General features: G+C 71.5%; 14 protein-coding genes. 9 read left to right on the forward strand and 5 right to left on the reverse strand.

Annotated features, from left to right (window positions below):
- Positions 1–109 precede the first annotated feature (109 nt).
- The gene (locus AB0G59_RS27295) at positions 110–919 is read left to right on the forward strand and encodes a pentapeptide repeat-containing protein (RefSeq protein WP_360916916.1); all 810 of its coding nucleotides are present in this window, start codon (positions 110–112) and stop codon (positions 917–919) included.
- A gap of 36 nt (positions 920–955) precedes the next feature.
- Here AB0G59_RS27295 and AB0G59_RS27300 read toward each other — a convergent pair whose 3' ends face one another.
- Positions 956–1,417 carry a carboxymuconolactone decarboxylase family protein gene (locus AB0G59_RS27300; RefSeq protein ID WP_360916819.1) on the reverse strand — a complete coding sequence of 154 codons (462 nt, stop codon included), beginning with the start codon at positions 1,415–1,417 and terminating at the stop codon, positions 956–958.
- 99 nt (positions 1,418–1,516) lie between these two features.
- On the opposite strand from AB0G59_RS27300, the gene AB0G59_RS27305 reads away from it, so the two are divergent.
- On the forward strand, positions 1,517–2,410 hold the full coding sequence (locus AB0G59_RS27305; protein ID WP_360916822.1) for a sigma-70 family RNA polymerase sigma factor: 894 nt from the start codon (positions 1,517–1,519) through the stop codon (positions 2,408–2,410).
- A 12-nt stretch (positions 2,411–2,422) separates the two neighbouring features.
- On the opposite strand, the gene AB0G59_RS27310 is transcribed toward AB0G59_RS27305, so the two are convergent.
- Positions 2,423–2,878, reverse strand: coding sequence for an SRPBCC family protein (locus tag AB0G59_RS27310; RefSeq protein ID WP_360916825.1), 456 nt, complete (start codon positions 2,876–2,878; stop codon positions 2,423–2,425).
- Complete coding sequence (gene sigJ / locus AB0G59_RS27315; RefSeq protein ID WP_360916919.1) at positions 2,866–3,708, reverse strand: RNA polymerase sigma factor SigJ; 843 nt, start codon at positions 3,706–3,708, stop codon at positions 2,866–2,868. The genes AB0G59_RS27310 and sigJ overlap by 13 nt, the downstream gene beginning before the upstream one ends.
- A 189-nt stretch (positions 3,709–3,897) precedes the next feature.
- Between sigJ and AB0G59_RS27320 the strand changes: the two genes are divergently transcribed.
- From AB0G59_RS27320 to AB0G59_RS27330, 3 genes are all read left to right on the forward strand, one after another.
- The gene (locus AB0G59_RS27320; RefSeq protein ID WP_071965723.1) at positions 3,898–4,299 is read left to right on the forward strand and encodes a helix-turn-helix transcriptional regulator; all 402 of its coding nucleotides are present in this window, start codon (positions 3,898–3,900) and stop codon (positions 4,297–4,299) included.
- 18 nt (positions 4,300–4,317) lie between these two features.
- Positions 4,318–4,914 carry a hypothetical protein gene (locus AB0G59_RS27325; RefSeq protein WP_360916828.1) on the forward strand — a complete coding sequence of 199 codons (597 nt, stop codon included), beginning with the start codon at positions 4,318–4,320 and terminating at the stop codon, positions 4,912–4,914.
- Between the two features lie 119 nt (positions 4,915–5,033).
- The gene (locus AB0G59_RS27330) at positions 5,034–5,378 is read left to right on the forward strand and encodes a DUF2516 family protein (RefSeq protein ID WP_071965727.1); all 345 of its coding nucleotides are present in this window, start codon (positions 5,034–5,036) and stop codon (positions 5,376–5,378) included.
- A gap of 19 nt (positions 5,379–5,397) precedes the next feature.
- Here AB0G59_RS27330 and AB0G59_RS27335 read toward each other — a convergent pair whose 3' ends face one another.
- Positions 5,398–6,657, reverse strand: coding sequence for a fused response regulator/phosphatase (locus AB0G59_RS27335; protein ID WP_360916922.1), 1,260 nt, complete (start codon positions 6,655–6,657; stop codon positions 5,398–5,400).
- A 276-nt stretch (positions 6,658–6,933) separates the two neighbouring features.
- The gene (locus tag AB0G59_RS27340; RefSeq protein WP_360916831.1) at positions 6,934–8,013 is read right to left on the reverse strand and encodes an NlpC/P60 family protein; all 1,080 of its coding nucleotides are present in this window, start codon (positions 8,011–8,013) and stop codon (positions 6,934–6,936) included.
- A gap of 363 nt (positions 8,014–8,376) precedes the next feature.
- Here AB0G59_RS27340 and pstS point away from each other — a divergent pair, with 363 nt between their 5' ends.
- The 4 genes from pstS to pstB all read left to right on the forward strand — a co-directional run bounded on the left by pstS (position 8,377) and on the right by pstB (position 12,487).
- Positions 8,377–9,510: a phosphate ABC transporter substrate-binding protein PstS gene (pstS, locus tag AB0G59_RS27345; protein ID WP_360916834.1), complete on the forward strand. Its 1,134-nt coding sequence runs from the start codon at positions 8,377–8,379 to the stop codon at positions 9,508–9,510.
- A 102-nt stretch (positions 9,511–9,612) separates the two neighbouring features.
- A complete protein-coding gene (gene pstC, locus AB0G59_RS27350) occupies positions 9,613–10,608 on the forward strand; it encodes a phosphate ABC transporter permease subunit PstC (protein ID WP_360916837.1) in 996 nt (331 codons plus the stop codon).
- Positions 10,605–11,678 (forward strand): phosphate ABC transporter permease PstA, encoded by a 1,074-nt coding sequence (gene pstA / locus AB0G59_RS27355; RefSeq protein ID WP_360916839.1) that lies wholly within the window; start codon positions 10,605–10,607, stop codon positions 11,676–11,678. Before pstC ends, pstA begins: the two co-directional genes overlap by 4 nt.
- Before the next feature lie 29 nt (positions 11,679–11,707).
- Positions 11,708–12,487 (forward strand): phosphate ABC transporter ATP-binding protein PstB, encoded by a 780-nt coding sequence (pstB, locus tag AB0G59_RS27360; RefSeq protein WP_360916842.1) that lies wholly within the window; start codon positions 11,708–11,710, stop codon positions 12,485–12,487.
- Positions 12,488–12,529: the final 42 nt, after the last annotated feature.

Genomic DNA, 12,529 nt, shown 5'->3' on the forward strand with positions numbered 1-12,529 from the left:
CCCTAGGGCGCGGGGAGAGCGGCACACCGTGTCCGAGAAAGACCGAAACACCAGCTCAGAGGCAGGCCGGAGCACGGACGCCGACGCCGGCGGCCGCCGCCACCTCGACCTGCTGGGCGACTGCGGGAACTGCTTCGGCCTGTGCTGCGTGGCCCTGCCCTTCGCGGCCTCGGCGGACTTCGCGGTCAACAAGAACGCCGGCAAGCCCTGCACGAACCTCCAGAGCGACTTCCGCTGCGGCATCCACACCCGCCTGCGCAAGAGCGGCTTCCGGGGCTGCACCGTCTACGACTGCTTCGGGGCGGGGCAGAAGGTCTCGCAGGTCACCTTCGGCGGCCGGGACTGGCGGCAGGCCCCGGAGACCGCGCAGCAGATGTTCGACGTGTTCCCGGTCGTCCGGCAGCTGCACGAGCTGCTCTGGTACCTCTCCGAGGCCCTCACGCTGCCCGCGGCCCGCCCGGTCCACAAGGATCTGCGCCGCGCCCTCGACGAGACCGAGCGCCTCACCCTCCTCGACGCCGGGCCGCTCGCCGACGTGGACGTGGCGGCGCACCGGCAGCAGGTCAACACCCTCCTGCTGCGCACGAGCGAACTCGCGCGGGCCGGGTCCGGCGGCAAGCGCAAGGACCGCAGGGGCGCCGACCTCATGGGCGCCCGCCTCAAGAAGGCCGACCTGCGCGGCGCCAATCTGCGCGGGGCCTACCTCATCGCCGCCGACCTCACCGGCGCCGACCTGCGGGGCGCCGACCTCATCGGCGCCGACCTCCGGGACGCCGACCTGAGCGGCGCCGACCTCACCGGGTCGCTCTTCCTCACCCAGCCCCAGGTCAACGCCGCCAAGGGCGACGCCGCCACCAAGCTGCCGCCCGCGCTCACCCGCCCCTCGCACTGGACGGGCAAGGGCGCCGGCGCGAAGTAGCGGGCGGCCCGGCGGCTTCGTACGCCCGGTGCGCGCTCAGCTCCACGTCGCGCCGGCGGGCTCCTGGACCGTGGTGTTGATGCGGTTGAAGAAGTTGGTCGTCGCGATCATGAGGATGATGGCGGCGAGCTGCTGCTCGTCGAAGTGGTCGGCGGCCTCGTCCCACACGTCGTCCGGCACGGCCTGACCGGAGCGGTCGGCGATCCGGGTGGCGGCCTCGGCGAGCGCCAGCGCGGCGCGCTCGGCGTCGGTGAAGAAGGGGGCCTCGCGCCAGGCGGCGACCGCGTGGAGCCGCTCGTCGCTCATACCGGCCTTCTTGGCGCTGTCCACGCCGCCGTACACACAGGCGCTGCAGCCGTTGATCTGGCTGGCGCGCAGGTGCACCAACTCCATGATCTCCTGCGGCACGCCGCCCTGGTGCATGGCCTTGAAGAGGTTCTGGACGCCCTTCATGGCGTCGGGCAGGACCATCGTGGGGTTCTTCATCCGGGCGTTCATGATCATATTCTCCGCTCGTCGGCCGGTCGGTGCGCTTGCCGCGCCGCCCGCTTGGTGTCCGTCACTGCATTGACGGATCGGAACGCGAGGATGTGACAGGTGAGCGAAAAAGATTTTCTGGCACAGCGGTTCGAGGAGCAGCGCCCCCATCTGCGGGCGGTGGCCTACCGGATGCTGGGCTCGCTCAGCGAGGCCGAGGACGCCGTGCAGGAGGCCTGGCTCAAGCTGAGCCGCGCGGATGTCACCGAGGTGGAGAACCTGGGCGGCTGGCTGACCACGGTGGTCGGCCGGACGTGCCTGGACATGCTGCGCTCGCGCACCACGCGGCGCGAGGACCCCCTGCACGACGAGGACGGCTACGTCCGCCTCCCCGACCCGGTCGTCTCGGGCCCGGACGGCCTCGACCCCGAGCAGGAGATCCTCCTGGCCGACTCGGTCGGCATCGCCCTGCTCGTCGTCCTGGACACCCTCGCCCCGGCCGAGCGGCTCGCCTTCGTCCTGCACGACATGTTCGCCGTGCCCTTCGACGAGATCGCCGACGTCCTCGGCCGCACCCCCGCCGCCACCCGGCAGCTGGCCAGCCGCGCCCGTCGTCGCGTCCAGGGCCGGGCGCCCGCTCCCGACACCGACCTGGCCCGCCGGCGCTCGGTCGTCGACGCCTTCCTCGCCGCCGCCCGCGGCGGGGACTTCGAGGCCCTCGTCTCGGTCCTCGACCCCCGGATCGTGGCCCGCTCGGACGGCGGCGCACTGCGCCCCGGCCTGATCCGCCGCGGCGCCGCCACCGTCGCCTCCCAGGCGATCACCTTCGCCCGCTTCGCCGAAGCCTCGCTCCCGGCCCTGGTCAACGGCACCCCCGGCGTGGTCGCGGTGGCGGAGGGCCGGGTGCTCTCGGTCATGGCGTTCACCATCCAGAACGACCGGGTCACGGCCCTCGACATCCTCACCGACCCCGAGCGCCTCGCCCGCATCGACCTGAGCGTCCTCGGCGGGTGAACCCCCGCCGGATCACCGCCGGGGGCGTGCGGCCAGTGCGCTGTCGGCGGCGGCGAGGATGTTGCCGAAGGTACGGGTGATGATCGGCCGCGCGACGTGCCGGGTGAGGAAGGCGCCCAGGAGCGGGACGGGGATCTCGGCGCGGGTGGTCCAGCACACCCGGGTGCCGCCCTCGACCTCGGTGAACGTCATGCGGCCGACTTCGTGCCGGGCCGGCGGCAGGCTGCGCTCGACGACGTAGTCGGTGGCGTACGGCGGGTCGTAGCGGGTGATGCGCTCCCGGAACCAGCCGATCAGCCACAGGTGAGTGCGCACCGCTCCGACGCCGTAGGGCGCGCCCTCGCCGCGCCGGGTCAGACGGCAGCGCATCACCAGGGGCGAACGCGTGTAGTGGGTGGTCGTGGTGAGCCAGGCGAACACGTCGTCGATCGGGGCGTTGACGACGCGTTCGACGGTCATGGTTTCCACGGCTGGTGTTCCCCTCTGTCGAGTGGGTGCACGGTGTCGGCGTGCAGCAGCTTGTCGGGGTTGCGGATGCCGTAGAGGCCGGTGATCCGTCCGTCGTGGATCTCGAAGGCGACCAGCCAGTCGAGCTCACCGTCCGTCAGGAACCGTGCCGCGGGCATGCCGTTGTAGGTGGTGTGCTCGACGCGGGTCGCCGCGGTGGTGCCGGTGCGGATCACGCCGAGGACGAACCGGGCGACCTCGTCGCGGCCGGCGATCGGGCGGCGGGCGGCGACCACCTTCCCGCCGCCGTCGGAGAGCGACACCACATCGGGCGCCAGCAGGTCCATCAGCTCCTGGACCTCGCCGGTCGTCGCCGCGAGCAGGAACCGCTGGACGATCTCCCGTCCGGCGTCGGAGCCGGGCTCGAAGCGGCGGCGCCGCGCGTGGACGTGCCGGCGCGCGCGGTGGGCGATCTGGCGGACGGTGACCTCGGTCTTGCCGATCGAGGCGGCGATCTCGCCGTGGGTGTAGCCGAATACATCGTGCAGCACGAACACCGCGCGCTCGGTGGGGCCGAGCGTCTCCAGGACGAGCATCATGGCCATCGACACCGACTCGGCCAGGATCGCGTCCTCGCTCACGTCGGGTGCGGTGCGGATCGGCTCGGGCAGCCACGTGCCGACGTACTCCTCGCGCCGCGCCCTGACCGCGCGCAGGTGGTTGAGGGACTGCCGGGTCACCACGCGGACCAGGTAGGCGCGCGGATGCTCCACCGCGGCCGGATCGACCGCACTCCACCGCAGATAGCTCTCCTGCAGCACGTCCTCGGCGTCGGCGGCGCTGCCCAGCATCTCGTAGGCGATGGTGAACAACAGCGGACGGTGTTCGGTGAAGGCGTCGACCACACCCGGCTCCTCTCTTCCGACTCTCTTGCGACGCCCATCGAGACACGCCGGAGCGGGGAACCGTGACACCCCGGCCGAAAAACTTTTGCAAGCACCTGCTTGCAAAAGTTAGCAAGGTGGGGCAGCATCGCTCCCATGGCATCACTCAACGTCGGCAATCTCGGCGAGTACCTCCGCGAGCAGCGGCGCACCGCGCAGCTGACGCTGCGGCAGCTCGCGGATGCCGCCGGAGTGTCCAACCCGTACCTCAGCCAGATCGAGCGCGGCCTGCGCAAGCCGAGCGCCGAGATCCTGCAGCAGCTCGCCAAGGCGCTGCGGATCTCCGCCGAGACGCTGTACGTACAGGCCGGGATCCTCGACGAGCGGGACCGGGACGAGGCGGAGGTCCGCAGCGTGATCCTCGCCGACCCCTCGATCAACGAGCGGCAGAAGCAGGTGCTGCTCCAGATCTACGAGTCCTTCCGCAAGGAGAACGCGCTCGCGACGGACGTACCGGACGACCACGACAAGCCTTCGAGCAGCACACCTTCGAGCTGATCCGGGAGACCCATCGACATGGCCATCACCCAAGACATCCGCAAGACCGCCACCGACACCGCCTACGCAGCCGCGGGCGCCGCGGACCTGGCGGCCGAGAAGATCGGGCAGCTCGTCACCGAGGCCCCCGAGCGCTTCGAGCAGCTGCGCAACACCGACCCCAGGGTTCTGGGCGAGCGGGTGACCCGGCAGGCCAAGCAGGTCCAGACGCAGGTCACCGCGAAGTTCACCGAGATCGTCGGGACGATCGACACCGACGCCAAGAAGCTGGGCCAGACCGCCCAGGACCTGGCGGGCCAGGGCGTCGGGCAGGCCCTCACCATCGCGGCGCAGGCCGGTGAGAAGTTCGAGGAGCTGGTCGAGCGCGGGCGTACGGCCGTGAAGACCTGGCGCGGCGAGGCCGCCGAGGAGATCTCCGAGATCGCCGTCGCCGTCGAGCCGGACCCGGAGCCCGCGAAGTCCGCGAACGGGGACGAGGCGAAGGCCAAGGAGGAGGGCCGGCCGGCCGAGGCCGACGCCGGCGCCTCCGAGGCGGACGACAAGCCCGCGGGCGCCCGCAAGCCCGCCGCCCGCAAGCCCGCGGCGAAGAAGGCGGACGCCAAGACCGGCGAGTAGCGACAGGCCGGCCCGGCGGCGGCCGGGCCGGTGACCGCGGCGATCCGGGCACGCCCCGCGTGCCCGGATCGTTCTCCCGGTACGGTGGGCAGCAGACGCACTGACAAGAGGTGGACGGCATGCTGGTAGAAGGTTTCGGCGAAGTCCTGTCCTGGGTCTCGGTTGGCCTGCTCGTCTTCTCGGCGGTCGCCCTGGTCGACGCGGCGGTCCGGCGCGAGGACGCCTACCGGGCGGCCGACAAGCAGACCAAGGGCTTCTGGCTGATCATCCTCGCCATCGCGGTGGCCGTGAACATCTTCTTCGGGATCCTGGCCTTCCTGCCGGTCCTCGGCCTGATCGCCACGATCGTCTACATGGTCGACGTCCGCCCCGCCCTGCGGCACGTCACCGGCCGCGGCGGCCCGCGCCGGCGCGGCGGCTCCAGCTCGGACGGCCCCTACGGCCCGTACAACGGCGGCCGGTAGCGCGACGACAGCGGCCGGCCTACCCGCGGTCCAGCAGCATCACGGCCAGGTCGTCCGTCAACTCCCCGCCATTGAGCGCCCGCACCTCGGTGACGGCCGCGTCGAGCAGCTCCTCGCCGCCCAGCCCCTCCTTCACCTGACGGGCAATCAACTCGATCATGCCCTCCTGGCCCAGCCGCCGCGTGCCCGCACCGATCCGGCCCTCTATCAGGCCGTCCGTATACATCAACAGGCTCCAGGCGTCGCCGAGTTCGACCTCCTGATGCGGCCAGCGGGCGGGCGACAGCAGACCCAGCGCCGGCCCCCCGCCGTCCTGGGGCAGCAGCACGGGCGGTCTGCCGGGGCTCACGAGCAGCGGGGCCGGATGCCCGGCCAGGCAGAGGGCCGCCGTGCGGCCGTCCGGGGCGATGTCGACCGTGCACAGCGTCGCGAAGATCTCCTCGTCCGCCCGCTCGTGCTCGAGCACCTGCTGCAGCGTGGCCAGCAGCTCGTCGCCGCACAGCCCGGCCAGCGTCAAGGCGCGCCACGCGATGCGCAGTTCGACGCCCAGGGCGGCCTCGTCCGGGCCGTGGCCGCACACGTCACCGATCATCGCGTGCACCGTGCCGTCCTCGGTGCGGACCGTGTCGTAGAAGTCCCCGCCCAACAGGGCCCGGCTGCGCCCGGGGCGGTAGCGGGCGGCGAACCGCAGCTCCGAGCCGGCCAGCAGCGGGTGCGGCAGCAGGCCGCGCTCCAGACGGGCGTTCTCCTTCGCGAGCAGCCGCGTCTCGGTGAGCTGCCGCTGCGCGAAGTCCGCGCGCTTGCGTTCGACGGCGTAGCGGATGGCCCGGCTCAGGACCCGTCCGTCGAGCTCGTCGCGGCAGAGGTAGTCCTGCGCGCCTACGCGCACCGCCTCCGCCGCCCGCTCGGCGTCCGCCTCGGCCGTCAGGGCGAGGACGGCGTGGTGCGGGGCGAGCCGCAGCACCTGGCGCAGCGTGTCCATCTCGTCCGGCCCGTCGGACCCGCACGCCCCGCCGGGCTGCTTGCCGGACGGGCCGTCCACGGGCGGCAGGGCGAGGTCGAGGAGGATGCACTGCACGTCGTCGGTGAGCAACCGTTCCGCCTCGGTGAGGTTGCGGGCGGTACGGATGCGTACGGGCCTGCCGGCGGCACCGGTCATGTCCGCCATGTCCGGGCCGGACAGCGCGCCACCGGGGTCGTTCTCGATCACGAGCAGTGTCAGCCCGCCGTCGGGCAGCACGGCGGAGGGCTCCGCCTGCCTCGGCGCGGGTACGGGCATCACGTCGGCTTCCTTTCCCTCCCCCCGAGGGCACGGCGCCTCGCCGAGGGGCGAGCACCGAGGGTGACCCTAGCGCCAGAGCCCGGCCCAACGGAATGGTACGGAGCCACCCGCCTCTGTCATATGCCCTCGCCACAAAGGGAATTGGCGGCGGAATGCCCCCGGATGAGGGACCGCGCGATGACGAGCGTCACATCGTACAAGCGTATGAATAAACGCGCTGTAGCCGCCCGGTAGCCCGCGGCTCGTGCCGCCGCCACCGGTCCGCCCGGCGCCCTATCCCGGCCGCACGACCCCGAGGATCGGCATCGAACCGGCGCCCGCGAGCGTCACCTGCCGGCCCGGGCGGGGCGCGTGCACGATCGTTCCGTCGCCCACGTACATCCCCACGTGGCTGGCGTCCGAGAAGTAGATCACCAGGTCCCCGGCGCGCATGTCCTTGACGTCGACCTTGGCCAGTTGCCGCCACTGCTCCTGCGAGGTGCGCGGTATCGCGCGGCCGGCGGCCGCCCATGCCTTGAGCGTCAGGCCGGAGCAGTCGAAGGACTGCGGGCCCTCGGCGCCCCAGACGTAGTCCTTGCCGATCTGGGCGGTCGCGAAGTCGACCGCGCGCTTGCCCTCGCCCGTGGCGGCGGAGCCCTGGCCGGCCAGGCCCTTGCCGGCGTCGGAGGCCAGCCAGGCCGTCTGCGCCCGGCGGGCCCGCTCCTCCTCCAGCTGCCGCAGCCGCTCCCGCTCCTTCTCCTCCAGGCGGGACTCGAGCTTCTTCGCCGCGTCCAGCCGGGCCTCGACCTCCTTCTTCGCGGCCTCCTTCTTCCCGCGCTCCGCGTCCAGCGCCTTCCGGCGCTCGTCCGCGGCCTTGGCGTGCCCCTGCAGCTCCCCGCGCACGGCCTCGACCTGGGCCAGCAGGCCGCGCGTGGCCTGCTCGCCCTTGCGGGCGAGGGCGACGCCGCTCAGGAAGTTGTCGGGCGAGGCGCTGAAGAAGAGCTGGGTCTGCGGGGTGAGCCCGCCGCTGCGGTACTGGGCGCGGGCCAGGGCGCCGGCCTCGTTGCGCAGCCGGTCCATGCGCTCCTGCGCGGCGGTCATCCGCCGGGTGATCTCCTCGACCGACTTCTCCTGCAGGCGCAGCTGCTCGCCGGCCGCGTTGTACGCGTCCGTGGCGGCCTCCGCCTTGCGGTAGAGGGTCTCCACTTCCCTGTGCACGTCCTCGAGGCTCCGCGTGGCGCCGGCCGAGGGGCCGGGCGAGGGGGGCTGCGGGGTTCCGGGGGCCGCGTACGCCGCGCCCGGGGCGCCCAGGACGCCGATGACCGCGCTCGCGAGCGCGGTCGCGGCGGCCAGTCGCCACCGTCTTCCCGCCACCGCACCGCCGACGCCGCCGTTACGCCTCTCAGGACACCCCACCGGACACCTCCACCACTCCGCCCCCGCGCCTGACGCGCCGTCACGCAAGGATCGGATGCTGTCATGTCCGCTCGCAAATCGACAGAGGGCTGCGTCACACTTCGACCGGAACCGGCCCCTCCAGGGGCCACCACCCTGACGGCCGAGGTTCACCCTCCGTTCACTCTGACCCATCGACCGCTTCACCTGATCTGCCTAATTTCGGCCGTAGAGGGTGCGGGCCACGCCGTCCGAACGGTCCCCGCCCGCATGCAGCGGAACAGCCTCATCCCACCTCTCGCACGCCGCCCGAGCGGCGGCTCCCGGAAGGAACACCCGAAAGTGAAGCTTCAGCGCACCAACCGGCTTCGCACCGTCGCCCTCGGCGCCATCGCCGTCTCCGGCGCCCTGGTCCTCACGGCGTGCGGCTCGGACGACAACAGCGGCAACGGCTCCGGCGGCGGCAGCGGCTCGACCAAGGCCGCGGGCAACATCAAGTGCGAGGGCAAGGGGCAGCTGCTGGCCTCCGGCTCGTCCGCGCAGAAGAACGCCATGGACCTGTGGGTCAAGAACTTCATGGCGGCCTGCAAGGACATCCAGGTCAACTACAAGCCCACCGGTTCGGGCGCCGGCATCCAGGAGTTCCTCCAGGGCAAGACCGCCTTCGCGGGCTCCGACTCGGCGCTCAAGCCGGAAGAGGTCGCCAAGTCCAAGGAGGTCGTCAAGGGCGGCCAGGGCATCAACCTGCCCCTGCTCGGCGGCCCGATCGCCATCGGCTACAAGGTCCCCGGCGTGGACAACCTGGTCCTGGACGCGGACACCCTCGCCAAGATCTTCGACTCGAAGATCGAGAAGTGGAACGACGAGGCGATCAAGAAGCTCAACCCGGACGCCAAGCTCCCGGACCTCAAGATCCAGGCGTTCCACCGCTCCGACGAGTCCGGCACCACGGACAACTTCACCAAGTACCTCAAGGCCGCCGCCGAGAAGTCCTGGCCCTACGCCCCCGCCAAGGCCTGGGCGGCCAAGGGCGGCCAGTCGGCCGACGGCTCGGCCGGAGTGTCCTCGCAGGTCAAGCAGACCCCGGGCGCCATCTCCTACTTCGAGCTGTCCTACGCCACCGCCAACAAGATCGACACGGTGAAGATCAACACCGGTGCCGCCGCCCCGGTCGAGGCCACCTCCGACAACGCCTCCAAGGCCATCGCCGAGGCGAAGATCACCGGCACCGGCCAGGACCTCGCCCTCAAGCTCAACTACGCCACCAAGGCCGAGGGCGCCTACCCGATCACCCTGGTGACGTACGAGGTCGTCGGCGACAAGGGCAACAAGGCCGACACGCTCCCCGCCACCAAGTCCTTCCTCACCTACATCGCCGGCGAGGACGGCCAGTCGGTCCTGAAGGACCTCGGCTACGCCCCGCTGCCGGCCGAGATCGCCAAGAAGGTCCGCGAGAGCATCGCGAACCTCTCCTGACCCGTGTGCGGCCGGGCACCTGCCCGGCCGCACCATCCGGTGCACCGCCGCGCCAGGAGCGGCGCCCCCAGCGGGGGCCCGCTCCGCAGACCGGAGAAACCCATGGACATAACCCCAGCCACAGCAGCCGCACCGCCGCCCCTTCCCGGCAGCGCTCCGGCCTCCGCCGGCCAGACGAAGGCGGCCGCCCGCCCCGGTGACCGCATCTTCCTCGCGCTCTCCCGCGGCTCCGGGATCCTGCTTCTGGTGATCATGGCCGCCATCGCGGTCTTCCTCACCATCCGGGCCGCGAACGCCCTCTCCCACAACGAGGGCCACTTCTTCACCACCTTCGAGTGGCGCGCCAATGCCACCCCGCCGGTCTTCGGCATCGCCGTCCTGGCGTTCGGCACGATCGTCAGCTCGCTCATCGCCATGGTCATCGCCGTGCCGGTGGCCATCGGCATCGCGCTGTTCATCTCGCACTACGCGCCGCGCAAGCTGTCCACGCCGCTGTCGTACGTCATCGACCTGCTCGCCGCCGTGCCGTCCATCGTCTACGGCCTGTGGGGCGCCCTCTTCCTGGTGCCGCACCTGGGCGGGCTCTACAGCTGGCTGGACGACTACTTCGGCTGGACCGGCGTCTTCGAGTACAACGACGGCGCCGCCCGCTCGCTCTTCACCATCGGCATCCTGCTGGCGATCATGATCCTGCCGATCGTCACCAGCGTCAGCCGCGAGGTCTTCCTGCAGGCCCCGAAGATGCACGAGGAGGCGGCGCTCGCGCTCGGCGCGACCCGCTGGGAAGTCATCCGGATGTCGGTGCTGCCCTTCGGCCGCTCGGGCGTCATCAGCGCCTCGATGCTGGGCCTGGGCCGTGCGCTCGGCGAGACGATGGCCGTGGCCACCGTCCTCTCCCCCAGCTTCGAGATCGGTACGAGCCTGCTGGACCCGGGCGGCGGAACGTTTGCGCAGAACATCGCGAGCAGCTTCAAGGAGTCCGGTGAGATCGGCAAGGACGCCCTGATCGCCTCCGGCCTGGTGCTGTTCGTCCTGACCCTGCTGGTCAACGGCGCGGCCCGGCTGATCATCGCGCGCCGCAAGGAGTACACGGCATGAGCCCCACGACCCTGGACAAGCCGGCCGTCGCCGACCGGCCCTCGTACAGCCTCCACCAGCCCCGCCTGCCCCGCTGGGCCCCGGCCGCCCTCGCGGCCGCCGCGGCCACCGTCGGCGTGGGCGTCGGCCTGGGCGCCGGGCTGAGCAGCCGCATCCAGTGGGGCCTGATCGCCGCCGTGCTCTTCGTCGCCGCGATGTACGCGCTCGCGGCCCGCGTCGAGGGCCGCCGGCAGGCCAAGGACCGCCTGGCCACCAGCATGGTGTGGGTCTGCTTCCTGCTGGCCGTCGTGCCGCTGGTCTCCCTGATCTGGGAGACGGTCGCGCGCGGCAGCAAGGTCCTCGACGGCGCCTTCCTCGGCCACTCCATGGGCGGCGTCCTGACCATCCAGCCCGGCGGCGGCGTCTACCACGCCATCATCGGCACCCTGGAGCAGGTCGGCATCGCCACCGCCATCGCGGCCCCCATCGGCCTGCTGACGGCGATCTACCTGGTCGAGTACGGGCGCGGTCGGCTCGCCAAGGCCGTGACCTTCTTCGTCGACGTCATGACGGGCATCCCCTCGATCGTCGCGGGTCTGTTCATCCTCAGCTTCTGGATCCTGATGCTGGACAACGGCTACTCCGGATTCGCCGGCTCCATGGCCCTGGCGATCCTGATGATGCCGGTGGTCGTCCGCTCCACGGAGGAGATGCTCAAGCTCGTCCCGAACGAGCTGCGCGAGGCCTCCCTGGCGCTCGGCGTGCCGAAGTGGCGCACGATCCTCAAGGTCGTCCTGCCGACCGCCATCGGCGGCATCGCCACCGGCGTGATGCTCGCGGTGGCCCGCATCGCCGGCGAGTCCGCCCCGATCGTCCTGCTGGTCTTCGGCTCCCAGCTGATCAACAACAACCCCTTCGAAGGCGCCCAGTCCTCCCTGCCGTACTACATCTACGAGCAGTGGGCGGCGGGCAACGAGGCCAGCTACGACCGCGCCTGGGCAGCGGCTCTGGTCCTCATCGCCTTCGTCATGCTCCTCAACCTGGGGGCCCGCGGCATCGCCCGCTGGAAGGCCCCCAAGACCGGTCGCTGACCGTCCGTACGAAAGAAGTAGTGATCCCCATGGCCAAGCGAATCGACGTCAGCGGCCTCACCGCCTACTACGGCACCCACAAGGCCATCGAGGACATCTCGATGACCGTGGAGCCCCGCTCCGTGACCGCCTTCATCGGCCCCTCCGGCTGCGGCAAGTCCACCTTCCTGCGCACCCTGAACCGCATGCACGAGGTCACCCCCGGCGGCCGCGTCGAGGGCAAGGTGATGCTGGACGACGAGAACCTCTACGGCCCCGGCGTCGACCCCGTCTCCGTGCGCCGGACCGTCGGCATGGTCTTCCAGCGGCCGAACCCCTTCCCCACGATGTCCATCTACGAGAACGTCGCCGCCGGCGTCCGCCTCAACGGCGGCCGGGTCCGCAAGGCGGAGCTGGACACGATCGTGGAGAAGTCCCTCAAGGGCGCCAACCTCTGGAAGGAGGTCAAGGACCGCCTGACCAAGCCCGGCGCGGGCCTGTCCGGCGGCCAGCAGCAGCGACTGTGCATCGCGCGGGCCATCGCGGTGGAGCCGCAGGTCCTGCTGATGGACGAGCCCTGCTCGGCCCTCGACCCGATCTCCACGCTCGCCATCGAGGACCTGATCGGCGAGCTGAAGGAGCGGTTCACGATCGTCATCGTGACCCACAACATGCAGCAGGCGGCCCGCGTCTCCGACCGCACCGCCTTCTTCAACCTGGCGGGCGTCGGCCAGCCGGGCAAGCTGGTCGAGATCGACGACACGGAGCGGATCTTCTCCAACCCCTCGGTCCAGGCCACGGAGGACTACATCTCCGGCCGCTTCGGCTGAGCCGCCCCTCCCCCAGCCGCCTTGCGGTGCTGCATGGCGGTG

It is taken from the genome of Streptomyces sp. NPDC021096, assembly GCF_040641275.1.
GTDB lineage: Bacteria > Actinomycetota > Actinomycetes > Streptomycetales > Streptomycetaceae > Streptomyces.